The following is an 18,228-nucleotide window of genomic DNA, read 5'->3' on the forward strand; positions in this document are numbered from 1 at the left end:
GATGCGAGCGGCTGTTGCCTGGCACAAAACCGGACCCTTTGCTTGTCACGAACTGGAACTCGGCGATGCACGTCCGGATACGGCCCTGGTTCGGCCCGCGCACCCACACCACCCCCATCCACCGACACGCCCGTGCAAGCCAGTCTGGCGTTCGCTTGCCGTGGCCTGGCTCGCCGTAGGCGGTCTGCTCGGAACCGCGTCGCACCGCGTACACGCCGGACAGATATGCGATGCGCCCTATGTCCATGACGGCGGACGGATCCGCTTCGAAGCGGACGGATTGACGCCGATGACAACCATTGCCTTCTTCCGCAACGTCAACGACCTCGAGCGCGACCTTTGTTCGTTCGACCTGGATATCTATTCCAAGTCCGCCCTCCGGCGCTTGATGGGGCCGCCCGTCGAGACGGTGCAGCGTCACCGGCTGGTGATCGACGAACGCTCGGGACAGCCAGTCGTGCGCAGTCTGAATGCACGCGTTCAGGCCCACGGCCAGTACACCGAGCTGGTCGGGGAAATGAGTACCAACTCGAACGGACTGCTGCTGTATCCGCCGGCGCTGACGGAGGGCCAGGTACTCCCCGCGGAAACGTTCGCGTCCCGCTACAACTTTCGGATTGTGGATCGCCGCACCGGCACCACTGTCTCTGATTTCGTTGGCTCCAATGTTCGCCTGACTTTGTCTGAGCGGACGGTGGGTCCGCTGCAGCGCCTGAAGCTTGCCACCGGCACCCTGCTCTGCTGGCCGATCCGATATACCAAGTTCGTGGATCCTGGCCGCTTCCGGCTGGTCGATACGGATATCGAGCTGGAGCCGACGGTGCTTGACATGACCGACTGGTATTGTCCCGCCCGGCGATTCGTCATGCGCCAGGAAGTCCGCTACAAGAATCAGCACCAGGTTGTCGATGTGGTGGAAATTGAGTAGGGCAGCCGCGCGCTTGGCGCAAGCACCCCATGCCAGGAGACCGCGTTGTCCCCAGGAACGGCCTCTTCTATCGTTGGTGGAAAGCCATTCAGGGTGCATCTGACCGCGCCGGGACGTTCACGCCACGGCTGAACGGAGGCGCCAGCCAAGCCTGGCCTGCAAGGCAAGGTTGCCGTCATTGCCCGCGCTGGCTACGCTGCAAGCGTGGCGCACGCCAGCTTCTGCGTGACGGCCGGCTGGCCGTCCCCGGCCGGCTTGCTCGCCGTTCCTTGCACATATCCTTCCCGGAGATTGCGGCATGGCCATCCAGCTCAACCACACCATCGTCTTTTCTCACGACAAGAAGGTCTCCGCCGACTTCCTCTGCGAGATCCTCGGACGTCCCCCGGCCGAGCCGTTCGGGGGGCGCTTCAGAAAACGGACAATATTGCACGCTAGGCTTTTGGAAACCCGGCCAGAGGCTCGCTACCGTGCGGCAAAGGCCTGATCCATCTGGCGTGCTCGCTTGACCTCATCGCTTTGCAGGTAGATCGAGGTGGTGGCCACCGACGCGTGGCGAAGGTTATCGCGCACGGTGGTCAGCTCCGCGCCGCGGGCCAGGGCATGGGTCGCGTGCGTGTGCCGCATCCAGTGGGGACTGGCCCGGCGCAGCTTTTCCGCGACTGCCGGGTGATCGCCGGCGATGATGTCCGCAGCCTGGCCAAAGAAGCGCCGCATTACCGTCCACAGGCGGGTGCCGGTGATGCTGATTGCGCTGTCCTGCTCCAGGCTGGCGATCAGGGGCATCTTGGGATCCCAACGGGCTGGCGTTACCGGCAGGCCGCGCTGCACAAGGTGCTGATCGAGCGCCGTGCGCGCAAGCGGAGGTAGCGCCACTTTCCCCGGCCGACTGCCCTTGCCGACCAGGTGGAGCCAGTGGCCGTGGTGTTCGTCCGTGTGGATATCGCCAAGCGTCGCGCCAATCAGTTCACTGGCCCGCAGACCGGTCGCGTAGGCGAAATCGAGGATGAATCGCAAGCGTTGCGCTGCGGGCGCGTCCCAGCCGTATGACCATTCCAGGCCATCGGCAATGGTGCGCACCAGCAACCATTCGCCTTCGGTAAAGCCGCGCGAGGTATCGAGTGCCGCGACTCGCGTGCGGCCGCGCACCTTGATGCCGGCAAAAGGGTTGGCCAGGACGTAGCGCTGTTCGATCAGCCAGCGAAACAGGGCGCCCAGCACCGAGAGCGCGTAGGCCGTCGAGCGTGCGGACAGCCCCCGTGCGAAGGGGCGCCAGTCGGGCGCGCTGCGCGCTCGCGGAGGTCCGATCCACCGCTCGCGCGGGGTCGGCCGCCGCAGAAAGCTGCGATAGGCGATGGCGTCCTCAGTCGTGAGCGATGACAGCGCCCGACCGCGCTCGACAATCGCCCACAGGATCAGCCGCTCGGCTTCCTTGCGGTAGGCGCGCTGCGTGGTCGGCGCTTCGTGCAGGGAGAGCCAGGCCCGCACCGCTTCGTAGTCATTGGCGGCGTCGAGCGTGCAGGCCTGCTGCGGTGCCCGGAAACTCCCCCGCGAGCCGTCCACCTCGTGCGGCAGGCGAAGTCGCTCCCACGGCACCACGGCGCCCGGCGGCGTGGCGGCAATCAGGGCGCGCGCCCGTTCCGTCAACTGCGGATGGGTGTGGAAGAACGCCTCGATATGCCGCGCGCTCGCTTGCCCAAGTCCCGGGATCGTACTCCACCAGCGGCGCCGGCGCGGCACGCGCACGGTCAGGTCCGCCAGCGTCCGGATGCCATGAGCCCGCAGCGTGCGCACGGCCCGCGGCGCCAGCCAAAGTTCGATGTCGTCAGTAACCTGTGGCTGCGGCGCCGGGAGGGCGCGCAGAACGTTGATGGCGTGGCCAACAGCACTCGCGCGCGGCAGCCGTTCGTTGACCGGATGCCGCAGCAACTCGGCCAGGTCGGCGCGCTGGCGGTGCTGGGCGAAGGCGATCAGTTGCCGGCGGATTCGGCCGAGGATGCCGCGCGCCGACTGGCCGGGGGCCTTCGCGTGGGGCAGATAGCGCTCCACCGCCGCGCGGGAAGACAGGCCCGCATACCAGCCGCGCAGTGCGGCGAGCGAAGCCTCATCGGGGAAGTCGTGGGACTCCGGGATGCCGAGTGCGGGGGGCGGTGTCTGGCGTGATTTCATGGTTGCCAGTTTACGACAGAAACAGATTTGTTGTGATAAGAAGGATTATCTGAATAGAACGCTTTAAACTCCGCACTTTTTCCCGAAACCTGACCCGCGGAAACCGGCGCGGCACGACCGTTTCCACTCGATCGAAAGCATTGGCATGCCACGTCGTACTGTACTTTCCACCACTGAGCGGGAGAGCCTCCTCGCTTTCCCAGACAGCGAGGACGAACTCATCCGTCATTACACGTTCAACGAGTCAGATCTCGCGCTGATCCGCCAGCGTCGCGGCGCCGCCAATCGGCTCGGGTTCGCCGTCCAGCTTTGCTACATGCGCCATCCCGGCATCATGCTGGCCGCCGGCGAGGATCCTCCCTCGACCTTGCTGGAGATGGTCGCGCAGCAGCTACGCCTTGCGCCCACGCATTGGCGGGACTACGGGCGGCGCGATCAGACCCGAAGGGAGCACCAGGCGGAACTGCAGACGGTGCTTCGGATGCGTCCTTTTACGATGGCAGACTATCGCGCCGCCGTGCAGTCGCTGTCGGAGCTGGCGCAGCAAACCGACAAGGCCGTCATCCTTGCCACCGCATTGATTGACCACCTGCGTGAGCAATCTTTGCTGCTGCCGGGCATGAACGTGATCGAACGCATTTGCGCGGAGGCCGTCACGCGAGCCACCCGCCGCATCTACCAGATACTGACCGAGCCGCTCACGGAACACCACCGGCAACAGTTGGATCATCTCTTGCAGCGCCGCCCGGACGGGCGCCTGACCTGGCTGGCCTGGCTGCGACTGCCACCGGGCAAGGCCAGCTCCCGACAGATGTTGCAGCACATCGATCGGCTGAAGAGGTTGCGGTCCGTCGGCTTGCCAGAAGGCATCGAGCGGTTGGTTCACCAGAATCGGTTGCTCAAGATCGCCCGCGAGGGCGGCCAGATGACGCCCCATGACCTCGCCAAGTTCGAGCCACAGCGCCGTCACGCGACCCTGACCGCCATCGTGGTCGAGGCCTGCGCCACCGTCACCGACGAGATTGTCGATCTGCACGACCGTATCTTGGGGCGCCTGTTCAATCTGGCGAAGAAGAAGCACCGGGAGGAGTTTCACCTGTCCGGTAAGGCGGTCAATGACAAGATCCGGCAGTACTCAAAAGTCGGCCGGGCCCTCCTGGAGGCGAAGGAGCGCGGCGGCGACCCCTTCGAGGCGATCGAAACGGTGATGCCGTGGCATATCTTCACCAAGAGCGTCACTGAGGCCGAGCAGCTCGCCCAGCCTGAGGCGTTCGACTTCCTCCATCTGGTCGGCGACCATTTCTCGACGCTGCGACGTTACGTGCCCGAATTCCTAGAGGTCCTGAAGCTGCGTGCCGCGCCGGCTGCCAAGGATGTGCTGGCCGCCATCGACACCATCCGAAAGATGAATGTCAACGATGCACGCAAAGTCCCGGCCGATGCGCCCACTTCCTTCATCAAAAAGCGCTGGGAGCCGCTGGTACGCGCCAAGAATGGCATCGACCGTCGCTACTATGAGCTGTGCGCGCTGTCGGAGCTCAGGAATCGGCTGCGTTCCGGTGACATCTGGGTCCAGGGCTCGCGGCAATTCAAGGATTTCGATGAGTACCTGCTGCCCCCAGAGAAGTTCGTCGCGCTCCAACAGAGCCGCCTGCTGCCGCTGCCGGTCGCCACCGATTGCGACCGCTACTTGCATGAGCGGCGCCGGTTGCTCGAACTGAAACTGGCAACCGTCAACCGGCTAGCCACCGCGAACAAGCTGCCGGACGCGATCATCACCCAGTCCGGCCTGAAGATCTCGCCGCTCGACGCCGCCGTCCCAATGGCGGCACAGACGTTGATCGACCAGACCGCGTTCCTGTTGCCACGCGTCAAGATCACGGAACTGCTGATGGAAGTCGACGGCTGGACCGGATTCACCCGCCATTTCACGCACCTGAAGACGGGCGAACCGGCCGCCGACAAGACGCTATTGCTCACGACTGTCCTTGCCGACGCCATCAATCTCGGCTTGACCAAGATGGCGGAATCCTGCCCGGGCACCACCTACGCCAAGCTGTCCTGGCTGCAGGCGTGGCATATTCGGGACGAAACCTATTCTCAGGGCCTTGCCGATCTGGTCAATGCGCAGTCCGCCCATGGGTTCGCTGCCCATTGGGGGGATGGCACCACGTCATCGTCGGACGGTCAGCGGTTCAAGGCCGGCGGCCGAGCCGAAAGCACCGGGCACGTCAATCCGAAGTACGGCTCCGAACCCGGCCGGATGATCTACACGCACATCTCGGATCAGTACGCGCCTTATCATTCCAAGCTGGTCAACGTCGGCATTCGGGATTCGACCTACGTGCTCGACGGCCTGCTGTACCACGAGTCGGACCTGCGGATCCAGGAGCACTACACGGATACCAACGGCTTCACCGACCACGTCTTCGCTCTGATGCATCTGCTCGGATTCCGGTTCGCGCCCCGGATCCGCGATCTCGCAGACACGAAGCTGTACATCCCGGGCAGCCCAGACGACTATCCGGCATTGGCACCGATGATCGGCAGTGCGTACAAGGAAAAACTGATCCGGTCACACTGGGATGAAATCCTGCGCCTGGCCACGTCGATCCGCCAGGGCACGGTTACCGTCTCATTGATGCTGCGAAAGCTCGGCAGCTACCCGCGACAGAACGGTTTAGCGGTAGCACTTCGCGAGCTTGGCCGCATCGAACGGACATTGTTCACGCTGGACTGGTTGCAGGACCTGCAGTTGCGCCGTCGTACCCATGCGGGCCTCAACAAGGGCGAGGCCCGCAACGCGCTTGCGCGATCCGTCTTCTTCTACCGGCTCGGCGAAATTCGCGACCGCAGCTTCGAGCAGCAACGCTACCGCGCCAGTGGACTGAACCTGGTCACAGCGGCAATCGTGCTGTGGAACACCGTCTATCTCGAACGTGCTGTGCAGGCACTGATGGGCTGCGGCATGGCAATCGATCCCGCACTGTTTTCCTACCTGTCCCCGCTGGGATGGGATCACATTAACTTGACCGGCGATTATGTGTGGCGCCAAAGCAACAAACTGCAGGCAGGGAAGTTCCGGCCGCTACGGCTGCCGGAGCGCTGAGTCGCCTATAGGCGCTTTGATTCCATCAACGAGACCGCGCACTATGCCAGTCGCTACGTTGGTTGGTACCCATGCGCCGAAGAACAGCACTGTCGCCATGGATAGATTGGAGCGCTTTGCAGCGCAGGGTCGGCGCTTACCGGCCAACCTGCTCGACGTTGCCGACTAGGACTCAGGCCAGAACGCCGTGTCGAAGATCCAGGCCGAAATCGGGCCCATCGCAGGAAGTCCCAACGACACCGTTGCATCCGCGGCAACCGTTTGCTACGAATAAATAGAAGGGAGGCCCCAAATGGAACTCGGAACCCGTGTTGCGACGTGCGCTCATTCTCGATGACGATCCCAACGGGGCTTGCGCGCTTTGTGAACTATTGCGGCAATCCGGGTGGGACGCCCGTTGGTCCGACGACGGCGAGACCATGTTGCTACTTGCAGCGGTCTTTCAGCCGCAGCTGTTCGTGCTCGATCTGGACATGCCGCGAATCACTGGTTTGGAGGTTGCCCGGCGCCTGCGTGCCCAACCCTGGGCCCAGCAAGCCGTGATCGTCGCCTTCAGCGGTGGGCGTGGCGACACGATGCCCAGTGAAGTTCTGGAGGCGGGCTTCGATCATTTCTGCCCCAAGCCTTACCGTCCGGAATACCTTCAGCTATGGGGTGCACCACGTAGCGGCTCGGCCTGAGGAATCCTGGCTCTTCGCTTGGCCGGGCGCGCCCAAGCGGAGCCGAAAGTCCTGGCGTAGAACTGCGATGAAGAACTGCTCAGGACTCTACCCCGCACCGTAGCGGTCGCAACCTCAGCGATGTCGCGCCCGAGCAATGACCAAGTGCGGCTTACTTCCCCAGCCAGAGCTTTCCTATTATTCCATGAGTGTCGACCAAGAGATCCCGGGAGCGCTCTATCCCCGTTGGTCTGCCTTTTGCAGCCACGCTCGTAACCAGTCAGGGTGCGGTTGTTTTTTGTCTTTTGCCCGTGCGGTGCCATCGTGGTGTCTAGTCAACTCGCGTCAGCGACTTCAACTCACCTGGCGTGAATACGCCGGCGATGGTGATCCAAGGTAACTGGACAAACGAGTCTGGCGCGATGAGGAGGTAGTTGCCATCGAGCAGACACCGGAAGTACCGTGCGCCCTTCGTCGGATGGACCACCCGGTAACGGCCGCCATCGACCAGTTCAAACTCGACCTCGGCCAAATGGTATCTCACAGGTGTTCATTTGTTGCGGCTTCTGCCGGCTGCCGGCTCTTTCCGACGCAGTTCAGCCGATGAAAAGCCACTCGTCAAAGCCTAGTTGCGTGGTGCCTGTGGCGATCTCGTTGCGCCATTCGTAGTAGCGGGAGCGAGGACGTGGGAGCGACCGAATATTAACGGATTGAGACTTCGAGGGCATATCTCCGCAGCGTTCCGTTCAGTGCACCGAGACGCCGACGGCGAAGCTTCTTGGGGTCGGTCGCCGCAACGCAACAGGGCCTGCTCGCCACCTTGCGCGGCCATGGCCGCCACCTGCGGCGCCATGTAGCGCAGCAGCCGCACCGCGAGCGCGCTCGTATAGCGGTACCTGGCCGCGTACGGCTCCCGCGCGCTGATGGTGACGGTGCCGAAGAAGCGCTCGCCCAAGACGAAGACAAAGGTGGCCGAGCGGGTCACCGAGCGTGACGCGACCAGCCGCCCGCCCGGGGCATACACCTGGAAGCGCTGATCGCCGGTGCCGGTCTTGCCGGCCACCGGCAGCGGCGCGCCGCCCCTGCCGGGGACCGCGAACGTGCCCCGGATCGACCTGGCCGTGCCCCGCTCCACCACGTCCAGCATCGAGCGCCGCACCAGGGATGCCACTTCGGGCGGCAGCAGTCGCTTGCCCGGCGCCGGCTGCAGGACAAAGCGCGTGGCATAGGGGGTGTTGGCGGCAAAATCCAGGCTGCGCACGGTGGCCGTCTGGGTGCTCACCCCGCCGTTGAGGACGATGCCGGCCAGTTCTGCCAGCGCGGCGGGCCGGTCGCCCGAGGCGCCAATGGCGGTGGCATACGACGGCGTCAGCGAATCGAAGGGGTAGCCCAGGCGCTGCCAGCGCTTCGCAATGCGCTGGAAGGCATCCTGCTCCAGCAGGGTGCGGATGCGGTTGTCCTGGCCGGCCTTGCTGCGGGAGCGGAACAGCCAGCGGTATACCTCCTGGCGTTCGGCGGTGCTGTCGCGCAGCATCTGCGCCAGCGTCGCATCCGGATGCTTGCCAAGGTATTCCACCATCCACAGTTCCAGCGGGTGGATGCGCGACAGGTAGCCGCGGTCATTGAGGCTGAACTTGTCGTGGCCGTACTTGCGGTAGAGCGCCGGCAGGTCTTCGCCGGCGAGCTGCTTGGCTGGCAGCCGCGAGCGCATGATGCGGATGAAGCTCTCTTCGTCGAGGGCCGGCCGCGCGCTTAGCAGCGTCACCGACAGGCGCACCGCGGAGTAGTGCGGCGTGCTCAGGCGCACGCGGCCAAGCAGCGTTGCCAGGCGCTGGTCCGAATTCTTGCCGCGGTAGTGCTGGTAGAAGCCGGTCATGTACGCGCTGCCCTCCTGGTCGGCAAAGCGCTCCAGGTAGGCGCGGCGCTCGGGCGAGTTGCGGTCCTCGAAGATGTCGCTCATGTCGGACTTGGCGTGGAACATCTCATGGCGCACGATGTCGCGCATGAGGCGGATGAAGACCAGGTTGACCGAATGCTGGAAACCTTCGCGCACGGTCATGATGCGCTCGCCTTCCCAGCGCTCGAAATTGCTGAAGCTCTGCCGCCCGCCGCCGGTAAAGAAGGCTTCGCCCGGGTTGCCGGAATACTTGCGTTCCATGGCCGCTTCCAGCATCGGCGTCAGTTCGCGCTCCGCCGGGGAGCGCGCCTGGCTCAGGTAATCGACCGCCCAGTGGCTGAGCGAATCCTGCTTCGCCAGCTTCACGCCGGCGAGCTCCGCGCGGCTCATGCCGCCATAGCGGCCGTGCAGCTCGGCGACGATTTCCAGGTAGGTCACCAGCGTGCGCAGCTTGGCGGTGGATCCCAGATTGAAGCGCGCCCCGCTATTGACATCGAACGGCTGATCCACATTGTCCGCCTGCACCCGCACCACACTGGCATTGCCCACGCGCTCGAACAGCGTGAAGCTCGCCGTCAGCTTGGACGGGTCATCCTGGTCGCGCAGCAGGTTGTGGCCGTAAAGGCCCATCTTGCGGGCTTCGTCCTTGTCGCGCATCCGCAGCAGGATATCGGTGACGATGCGCTGCGCCTCCCGGTTGATGGTGCTGTCCGCGGTCAGGTCCAGGCGGTCCATGTCGTAGCGGTTGTCGATGCCGGTCACCCGGCTGATATCCGCGCGCACGCGGTTGACGGCCTTGCGCGTGACGAAGGGCTCCGGCTCGGGCTTGGGCGGCGGTGCCGCCTTGGCCAGCGGCTGTCGCAGCGCGGCGTCGCGCAACGCGGGCGTGATGACGCGGTTGGCCGCCAGCAGACGCAGGTAGCTGCCGGTCAGCGCCTCCAGGTTGGTGTCGTCACGGCGCAGGTGGTAGGAAGGCCGGCGCTGCGCAATGATCAGCGCCAGCGCGCGCTTGAACGCCTGCGCCTCGCGGCCGGTGGGAGCGTGCGGGTCCATCTGCGTCATCAGCCGGTTGGCCTCGGCGAAATCCTCGCCATACCAGACCCACAGCGCATCGCCAATGCCGTTGACCTCGCCAAAGTCCACCCGCGCCGATAGCGGCACCGTGTTGAGATAGTCGACCACAATGCGTTCGCGCGCACGCCGCGTGTCCGGCCCATCCAGATAGGCGCGCAGCGAGGCCGAGGCCATCTGCCGGAATTTCTCCGCAATCGACTGCGTGCGGCCATCCGGGGAATGCCGATACTTCTCGAGCTGCGTGGCCAACGTGCTGCCGCCGGGCGATTCGTGCGACTGGTCGGCCAGGCGGATCACCTGGTCCATCACCGCCCGCGACAGGCGCTTCCAGTCGAGCGCTGGGTTCAGGTTCGGGTACTCCGGATTCAGCAGTCCCTGGTTCTCGACGAACAGCAGCGCGCCGACCAGTACCGGCGGCACGGCCGCAAAGTTGTCATATTGCCGCTGCGGATAGCGTTCGAACGCCAGCGTCAGGCCGTTGCAGTCGCGCAGCGCCAGGCCGGCCTGGTTCTTCTCGCGGTAGGGCGGGAAGATGCCGTAGTCCATCAGCCGAACCATTGCAGGCGACATGCGCGCCTGCTCCGCTGGTACGTAGCCGTGTTGCGTCAGCCGCTCGGTGAAGTCCGGCATCCGGCCGTAACCCAGACGCGCGTCATAGGGGCCGGAATGGGGAAAGCGGATGCTGTCGCTGGCGCCCGACTGCACGTCGAAGCTCAACTGCCTGGTGAAGCGACCAAGATAGTGCGCCTGCCATTGCGAAGTGCGCACTTCGTTGGCAACAAGGCCGTAGGCGACATAGCCACCCACGCACAGGGCGACTGCCACGCCAGCGAAAATCCAGCCACGACGCGACACTTCTTGGCTATCCGAGTGTGCTACCGGCGCCCGTCGGCACGGGGATCATGCCGGCTCCAAGCGCAAGCGAGGCGGGCCACCTTCGCGCACACCGCCTCACTTAATATTACAAGCGAGCAGGCGCGTTGCAAGCGCCTGCCACGCTGCCAGCCGCGATGGCCGGGCTGAGCGCGGGCTGATCCCCCATCGTATGCCCATGCGGGCGAGCACCTGTGGCGCGAGATATGCGTGTGCGCCAGAGGCACCAGCCAAGTGCGCTCAGCTATTAGGGGCGAAGCCGGGCGGGTCCTCGGTTCGTAGGCTTTACGCTCGCGGAGGCAAGACGAGCACAACGGCACCAAAGAGGAGGGAGCATGAACACGCTGACCTACACACTGGTCACCTACCGTCCCGATGGCGCCAATCAGAGCGCGCACGACATTGTCGTCAGCCGAGACTGGCAAGAGGTGGTACGTCGCACCGCGATCCTGCTCGACCAGAACGCCACGCGCGGGAGTGACCAGCCGTGGAAATTCTACCTGCTGGTGGACGGTCAGCTCGCCGGCGCCTACACGCAAGAACGGCTGATGAAGGCGGCGACCACCTACCCCAACCGGTGCGAAGAAGACAAGCCCTTGGCGCCGCCCTCGGGAACCACCTAGGATCAGATGGCACATCGCTTCAGGCTGCGGCGTCTGTATTCTGTACGGGCGTCGGATTCGGCAAGACGCCGCCTCCACCGCATAGGAGACATCGCCATGAACACGACCAAGAGCGATTCGCGATTGGCGAGCGCAAGTGAGATCCGCGAGATTGTGGGTCCCGTTGACGATGAAGTGATCGCACGGATCCTGGACATCGAGCCGACAGTTGAGGATGTGCGGCGGGCCTGCGAACGGTTGCGCGCCGACGAGCCTCAATTGCGCAACCCTGAGTCCAGCTTGGGACGCAAGGCGGAAGAGGTGTTCGAAATTCTGGACGACGAGTCGCCGGATTTCGATTCGTCGGGCCGCCCAGGGTAGCCGGCGATCCGGGCATGGCTCGCCCGACGCTCGCTCCATGGTCCAAGCTCTCATGGGGGGGCCATAACGCAAGCGATAGGCCGCCTCTGCCGCCGGGCTGCATGGCGCGCCGGCCACATAGCTGGCAATGCTGACGAACCGGCTAGCCGTACGGCGTGCTGCGCGACCTTGTAGTCCGTCTGTAGCTGCCTACACTGGCAACAAACCGACTCGGCGACCGAGTTCGATGGCAATCTCGGTTTCGCTCCTGGGGTATTGCAATGCAACAGATTGACTTCCCTCGCACCGAACCGTGCTGCTGACTTAAGCCTCGAATGCGCCGCGCGCGTGGACGGAACGCCCGCATGTTATGCCATTACGGCGGAGGCGCTTGAGGATCACTTTGGGGCGCGGCTCGCATCGGCCAGAGGAGCTGGTACAGGCCCTACAGGGACATCGCGATAATATTGAAAGCGTCGCACGCACCCTATTTGACTTGACTGGATCACGCAATATCGTGCTGCACAGTGGGCATTTCCGTTTCGCCCTGTAACGGCCGTGCATTGGCGATCGGATTGGTTGGGTGCCCTGAACCGGCACACCCACTTGCGAGTTTTGGTTGCACGCCGTGGTGCCAGGGGGAGTTTGCCCTTGGTGTTTTGGCTCAGGCCAGCCGAAGCGGGCAACTTCAGCCCAACAGCAACTGGCCCCCCGGGGGAATGCGGCCGCAAGCGTGCTGGCGAGGCCCACGCGTGGTGAGGCCCTTCGTGAAGAGAAGTCGGATGTTGGCTGCAATCGTCCCGCGGCGCGATAGGCTATTGCAGCCGACTGTGTTCAACACAGGGCGCGTTAGCCAGTCGGGGCACCCGAGATACGACCACGTGGCTGCAAACACATTGCGGGGATGTCGTGAAACTGCTGGTGAGATACCAAAACATCGCCGAGGCCTCGCACGCGCGGTGCGAGCAGATGCTCACTGAGTCTGCTGCGCATTATCTCAAGCGTCATCTCAAACGGTTCTTGGCGGAACGGGCGCTGCTGCGCGCCGATCTAGCGATGGACGCCGCCCACCCCTCCTATCATGTCAGGCTGCGGCTGGCGCTGCCGCGTGGCACGTTAGTCAGCACAGAAGACGGGAAGTCGATCCGAAGCGCGCTGAGGGCGTCGTTCGTCGACCTTGAACGCCAGATCGAGCGCCACCTCGCACGCCTGCGCCGGGAAGATACTTGGCGGCGCAAGCAGCGCCGTGAGGGGCTGCGACGAATTAAGGCCGCCACCACGGCGACCCCGGCGGAATCGGCACGTTTCGACGAACAGGTTCGGGCACTGCTGTCGCCACTGCGACGCTTCGCGCAGCGCGAGTTGTCCTATCTGCGGGCACGCGGCGACTTGGCAGAAACGGATCCGACCTTGGACGATGTGGTCGACGAGACACTGACTCGCGCCCTCGAGCGACTGAACCAGGCTCCGCAGGTGGTACTGAGCGAGGATGAACTGCATGGCCTCGCGCTGGCCGTGCTGGAAGCTGAGGTTGTGCGGCGGCGCAGCGAAGAAGGCCGCTGGGTCTCGCTCGAGGCCAAGGCCACGGTTCTGCCGGCACGCCCTCATGATGAGATTGATGACGCGGTGTTCGAGTACTGGCAACCGGATGAGTTGCTGCGGATGGAAGATATGGTGCCTGACGCTGCCATTAGCCCGGACGCGGTAGCCGCCCAGAACGAATTGCACGAGATTGTCGGCAAATTGCTATCGCAGCTGCCTAACCAGTGGCGTCGAACTGTGCTGCTAGCACGCGTGGACGACGTTCCAGTGAACAACATTGCGCGCTTGCTGAACACACCGGAAGGCGAAGTGCGCAGCTGGCTGGATCACGCCGATGCCTTTCTCAAGGCCAGGCTCGAAGAGGTCGGGCTGCAACCAGTGAGTGGGACTGGCCAGAAACGACACAGGCGAGCAGGTGACGGTACCGAGACGGCGGACCAACTGGCTGACACCTGAGCAGATGTCGGGATTGGACGTTGGGTACGCGGGGTCGATGCTGGCTGGGGCGCTAATGGACGGGGTCACACACGTAGGTTCCACGGCGAGTCTGAGCTTGATACTGTGTAGATTGCCCCTGCATCATGTAAGTCCCGGTCCAGAGGGCCGGTCTGACGGAGAATCAACCCATGCAGCCTCGTCGCTGGTCACGCGCCAATCCGTCCGGGCCAACCCTCGTTTCCCATTTGCCGACCCAATCTGATCATGCCCGACCTGCAACCGGCGCCGCTTCGCGGCTTTGCCGCCTTTCTCCAGCGGCGCCGAACCGCCCTGACTGAGCGGTGGATGCGCGCTGTATCTGCGGATGAAATCCTGACGGAGGCCGACCGGCTGACGTACGAACAGCTCGCTGACCATCTGCCCCAGATTTTCGACGGCATCTGCGTGGCGCTCGAGGCGGAAGATCTCGACCATGCCGAGCCGGAGATCGGACGGGAGGCGCGTCAGCACGGCAATGTGCGCTGGCGTCAGGGTTACCAGATCGTGGAACTGGTGCGTGAGCTGGACCTGTTCGGTCAGGTGCTAGATGACGCGCTCGACGAATATGCGCAGTCGGTCCCGAGCTTCAGCCGACAATACGAAGCCCGCGCGCGCCGCCTGATCGATGAGGCGCGCAGTTTCGTGACGCGGACATCGATCCGGGCGGTCGTGTCCGAGCGCGAGCGCAAGATCGACCAATATACTGCCCGTCTCGAGCGCGCCAATCATGAGCTCGAACTCAGGCAGCGGCTGGTAAGCGAGCTGCACGAGTCGCGCATGCAGATCACGCGCGGCGTCGTGCACGACCTGCGCAATTTCCTGAATGGGTTCTCGATTGCGCTGCAACTGATCTCCCGCGCGCCGGCGCAAGCGGAAACCGGCGTTGCACTGGCGAGCCGGCAGGCGGCCGACATGAAGCAACTGGTCGACCAGATGGTGGAGTATTCAGTCGTCCTCGGCGACGTCTCACCAGTCCTCCCCGACACGGTTGACCTGGGCGAGCTTTTCGACGAACTGGTGGCGACTTCACGTCCGCTGGTTGAAGAAAGAGGCTTGCGGCTCGAAGCCGAGCGGGATCCCGGGTTGAGTTCCGTTCGCTCGCACCGGCTCCGGCTTAAGCAGGTGGCGACGAATCTGCTGTCGAACGCCCTGAAGTACACGCCCGAGGGCGAGGTTCGCCTGACGGTGGGCAGGGTGGACGCGGATCACTGGTATCTGCGGGTGTCGGATACGGGCGTGGGCATTGCGCCATCTGACCAGGCACGCGTGTTCAACGAATTCGAGCGGGCGGCAGAGGGGGACATCCCGGGCAACGGACTGGGACTGGCAATCGTGAAGGAGCTTTGCCGGACGCTTGAGGGCGTCATCCTTTTCGAATCGCGTAAAGGGCACGGCACAAGCTTTGAGATCCATTTTCCGGTGAGTCTCAGGGAGCCGGAGACAGGCGGGACCTGAATGCGTCCGGTGATCACCGGTGCCCTTGTCCCGTAGGCCGTACTGGAGTCGAACCAGCGACCAACGGATTAAGAGTCCGCTGTCCGCTGCTGCTGAGCTAATGGCACGGCTCGCACGATATCCGCCCGACACCAAGCCACTTCTTGCCTGCTAGCCAATATCGATCGTGCGACTCGCGGATCGCGCCGGCTCCGATTTCGGCACGGTCAACGTAAGCACACCATTGTCAAACTTTGCCAGGGTGTGATCGGGGTCGGCGTTTTCCGGCATGGGAATCGTGCGCACGAAGCTTCCATAGGCGCGCTCTAGCCGGTAGCAGCCATCTTCCTCGCTGCGCACGTCCTGCTTTTTCTCGCCGCGCAGCACGATCGCCCCGTCCTCGACGCTCACGTTCAGGTCTTCGCGCTCCATCCCTGGCAATTCGGCGGTCACGCGCAGCACCTGCCCTTCGTCGACCACGTCGATGCGGGGCTGGAAGCGCGAGGAACTGAAGTCGCCAAACCATCGCTCGAGCGCACCACGGCCGGCAAACGGGTCATGAAAGAACTCCTCCACTACGCGCCACGGTTCGCGTGAGAACAGTCGCGGAATGTCAGGCCAGGAGGCACGCCACTGTTCGCTTGCCGGCGGGCTTTCCGGGCTGTCCGCATCGGACTTGCGGGCCGCCCCGCGAAGGAACTTGAAGAGATTCCACTTTTTCGGGTCGGTGTTCATCGTATCCTCCATTAAGAGGTCTGGCAGGAGAACCGGATTCCAATCGGTGTCAGCCGCATCGTCGATGATCTGTGGGCCGCAGGAGCCCACTGATGTGCGGTTTTCTGACGGTTCACAAATAGCACACGGGGTAATCTCCATGAAGACATCTCACAGATGGCAGCCGCAGCAGGACCGGTATTGGGGGCGGTTTTCGGTAAGGTTATGACACCCGTACGAATTGGTCTTTGGTTCCCGGCGAAGGCGTCAGTCGGTGCTAACCGGTTTGATGAGCCTCTGACTGTCGCGGCCACACATAGGCGTGTTCTTGGCCGTATATGCCGGCCGCGAAGTCATTACAAGAAAACACCGGCAGAGGTCGCTAACGCACAAGAGAGCCGTTTCTTGAGGACACCCCACGTTTGACGTCGGCTGGCTTACTGCTTGGCCCCTGCTTCTTTGAACTCAACATCCTCCACGTTCTCGTCTTTCTTCTCGGCGCTCGCCTCTTTCGCGTCCGCGGCGCGATCGGAGCCACTGTCCGGCTGAGCCTGAACGTCCGCATAGACTTCTTCGCCAAGCTTTTGGGAGGCCGAGGCCAGGGCCTGCGCCCTGGCCTCGATCTCGGCCTTGTCGGAGGTCTTCAGTGCCGCCTCGAGGTCCTTGATTGCGGCTTCGATCTTCTCCTTCTCGCCCGCCTCCAGCTTCTCGCCGAATTCGGCCAGCGCCTTGCGCGTACTGTGCGCCAGTGCGTCGCCATGGTTGCGCGCATCGACCAACTCGCGTTGTCGACGGTCTTCGTCGGCGTGGGACTCGGCGTCCTTCACCATGCGCTCGATCTCGCCTTCAGACAGGCCGGAGTTGGCCTTGATGGTGATCCGATTCTCCTTGCCGGTGGCCTTGTCCCTCGCCGACACGTGCAGGATGCCGTTGGCGTCGATGTCAAACGTCACCTCGATCTGCGGCATGCCACGCGGCGCCGGTGCAATGCCCTCCAGGTTGAACTCGCCCAGCATCTTGTTGCCCGTAACGATCTCGCGTTCGCCTTGGTACACCTTGATGGTTACTGCCGCCTGGTTGTCGTCGGCCGTAGAGAAGACCTGTGAGAACTTGGTCGGGATGGTGGTATTCTTCGTGATCATCTTGCTCATCACACCGCCCAGGGTCTCGATCCCGAGCGACAGCGGGGTGACGTCGAGCAACAACACGTCCTTGCGCTCACCGGTGAGTACCGCGCCCTGGATCGCCGCACCCACCGCCACCGCCTCGTCGGGGTTGACGTCCTTGCGCGGCTCGCGGCCGAAGAACGCTTTGACCTTCTCCTGCACCCTGGGCATGCGGGTCATGCCGCCCACCAAAATCACGTCGTCGATCTTTTCCACCGATACGCCGGCGTCCTTGATGGCGATGCGGCACGGCTCCATCGTGCGCTCGATCAGGTCTTCGACCAGGGCTTCGAGCTTGGCACGCGTGAGCTTCAGGTTCAAATGCCGCGGCCCGCTGGCGTCGGCAGTGATGTATGGCAGGCTGATTTCCGTCTGCAGGCTCGACGAGAGCTCGATCTTGGCCTTCTCCGCAGCTTCCTTCAGGCGTTGCAGCGCCAGCACGTCGCGCGACAAGTCAACGCCTTGGTCTTTCTTGAATTCGCCGATGATGTAGTCGATGATCCGCTGGTCGAAGTCTTCTCCGCCCAGGAACGTATCACCATTGGTCGACAGCACTTCGAACTGCTTCTCGCCTTGCACGTCAGCGATCTCGATGATGGAGATGTCGAAGGTGCCGCCGCCGAGGTCGAACACGGCGATCTTGCGGTCGCGGCTTTCCTTTTTGTCCAGGCCGAACGCGAGCGCCGCCGCGGTCGGCTCGTTGATGATCCGCTTGACGTCGAGGCCGGCGATGCGACCAGCATCCTTCGTCGCCTGGCGCTGGCTGTCGTTGAAGTAGGCGGGCACCGTGATGACGGCTTCGGTGACGGGCTCGCCGAGATAGTCTTCGGCGGTTTTCTTCATCTTGCGCAGCACTTCAGCCGAAACTTGCGGTGGGGCGAGCTTCGTGCCCTGCGCTTCGACCCAGGCATCGCCGTTGTCGGCCTTCAAGATCATGAAGGGCATCAGGCCGATGTCCTTCTGCACTTCCTTTTCCTCATAGCGGCGGCCGATCAGCCGCTTGACCGCAAATAGCGTGTTCTTTGGATTCGTGACGGCCTGTCGCTTGGCCGGTGCGCCGACGAGGATTTCCTCGTCGTTCACATAGGCGACGATGGATGGTGTCGTGCGTGAGCCTTCGGAGTTCTCGATCACTTTGACCTGGTTGGCTTCCATCAGCGCCACACACGAATTCGTAGTGCCGAGGTCAATGCCGATGATCTTGCTCATGATGTCCTCCACAGC

13 protein-coding genes and 1 pseudogene are annotated in these 18,228 nt (G+C 63.6%); 9 read left to right on the forward strand and 5 right to left on the reverse strand.

Going from position 1 to position 18,228, the window contains the following annotated elements; all coding sequences use genetic code 11:
- Positions 1 to 160: 160 nt before the first annotated feature.
- Positions 161 to 928 carry a hypothetical protein gene (locus AC3WLE_RS27915; RefSeq protein WP_492356781.1) on the forward strand — a complete coding sequence of 256 codons (768 nt, stop codon included), beginning with the start codon at positions 161 to 163 and terminating at the stop codon, positions 926 to 928.
- A gap of 298 nt (positions 929 to 1,226) precedes the next feature.
- A complete protein-coding gene (locus AC3WLE_RS27920) occupies positions 1,227 to 1,415 on the forward strand; it encodes a hypothetical protein (protein ID WP_492356782.1) in 189 nt (62 codons plus the stop codon).
- Here the strand turns inward: AC3WLE_RS27920 and AC3WLE_RS27925 are convergent.
- Positions 1,394 to 3,097: a site-specific integrase gene (locus AC3WLE_RS27925; protein ID WP_492317122.1), complete on the reverse strand. Its 1,704-nt coding sequence runs from the start codon at positions 3,095 to 3,097 to the stop codon at positions 1,394 to 1,396. The two genes, AC3WLE_RS27920 and AC3WLE_RS27925, sit on opposite strands and share 22 nt — an antisense overlap.
- A gap of 145 nt (positions 3,098 to 3,242) precedes the next feature.
- On the opposite strand from AC3WLE_RS27925, the gene AC3WLE_RS27930 reads away from it, so the two are divergent.
- Both AC3WLE_RS27930 and AC3WLE_RS27935 read left to right on the forward strand, forming a co-directional pair.
- Entirely contained in the window at positions 3,243 to 6,206 is a 2,964-nt protein-coding gene (locus tag AC3WLE_RS27930) for a Tn3 family transposase (protein ID WP_492317123.1), read from the forward strand.
- Positions 6,207 to 6,514: 308 nt separating this feature from the next.
- On the forward strand, positions 6,515 to 6,886 hold the full coding sequence (locus AC3WLE_RS27935) for a response regulator (RefSeq protein WP_492317124.1): 372 nt from the start codon (positions 6,515 to 6,517) through the stop codon (positions 6,884 to 6,886).
- 310 nt (positions 6,887 to 7,196) lie between these two features.
- Here the strand turns inward: AC3WLE_RS27935 and AC3WLE_RS27940 are convergent, their stop codons facing one another.
- Positions 7,197 to 7,397: a hypothetical protein gene (locus tag AC3WLE_RS27940; RefSeq protein ID WP_492317125.1), complete on the reverse strand. Its 201-nt coding sequence runs from the start codon at positions 7,395 to 7,397 to the stop codon at positions 7,197 to 7,199.
- Between the two features lie 93 nt (positions 7,398 to 7,490).
- Positions 7,491 to 10,691, reverse strand: a complete 3,201-nt coding sequence (locus tag AC3WLE_RS27945; RefSeq protein WP_492317126.1) for a transglycosylase domain-containing protein — start codon at positions 10,689 to 10,691, stop codon at positions 7,491 to 7,493.
- A 353-nt stretch (positions 10,692 to 11,044) separates the two neighbouring features.
- Here AC3WLE_RS27945 and AC3WLE_RS27950 point away from each other — a divergent pair, with 353 nt between their 5' ends.
- The 5 genes and pseudogenes from AC3WLE_RS27950 (at position 11,045) to AC3WLE_RS27970 (ending at position 15,145) form a co-directional block, all read left to right on the forward strand.
- Positions 11,045 to 11,332 (forward strand): hypothetical protein, encoded by a 288-nt coding sequence (locus AC3WLE_RS27950; RefSeq protein ID WP_492317127.1) that lies wholly within the window; start codon positions 11,045 to 11,047, stop codon positions 11,330 to 11,332.
- 96 nt (positions 11,333 to 11,428) lie between these two features.
- A complete protein-coding gene (locus tag AC3WLE_RS27955; RefSeq protein ID WP_492317128.1) occupies positions 11,429 to 11,692 on the forward strand; it encodes a hypothetical protein in 264 nt (87 codons plus the stop codon).
- A gap of 260 nt (positions 11,693 to 11,952) precedes the next feature.
- A pseudogene (locus AC3WLE_RS27960) lies at positions 11,953 to 12,224 on the forward strand (DUF1488 family protein).
- Positions 12,225 to 12,580: 356 nt separating this feature from the next.
- Positions 12,581 to 13,669 carry a sigma factor-like helix-turn-helix DNA-binding protein gene (locus tag AC3WLE_RS27965; RefSeq protein ID WP_492317129.1) on the forward strand — a complete coding sequence of 363 codons (1,089 nt, stop codon included), beginning with the start codon at positions 12,581 to 12,583 and terminating at the stop codon, positions 13,667 to 13,669.
- Between the two features lie 246 nt (positions 13,670 to 13,915).
- Positions 13,916 to 15,145: a sensor histidine kinase gene (locus AC3WLE_RS27970; protein ID WP_492317130.1), complete on the forward strand. Its 1,230-nt coding sequence runs from the start codon at positions 13,916 to 13,918 to the stop codon at positions 15,143 to 15,145.
- 150 nt (positions 15,146 to 15,295) lie between these two features.
- Here AC3WLE_RS27970 and AC3WLE_RS27975 read toward each other — a convergent pair whose 3' ends face one another.
- Both AC3WLE_RS27975 and dnaK read right to left on the reverse strand, forming a co-directional pair.
- Positions 15,296 to 15,859: an Hsp20/alpha crystallin family protein gene (locus tag AC3WLE_RS27975; RefSeq protein WP_492317131.1), complete on the reverse strand. Its 564-nt coding sequence runs from the start codon at positions 15,857 to 15,859 to the stop codon at positions 15,296 to 15,298.
- Positions 15,860 to 16,275: 416 nt separating this feature from the next.
- A complete protein-coding gene (gene dnaK, locus AC3WLE_RS27980; protein WP_492317132.1) occupies positions 16,276 to 18,213 on the reverse strand; it encodes a molecular chaperone DnaK in 1,938 nt (645 codons plus the stop codon).
- Between the last annotated feature and the right edge of the window lie 15 nt (positions 18,214 to 18,228).

It is taken from the genome of Cupriavidus sp. FW306-1B-F12B, from assembly GCF_058781795.1.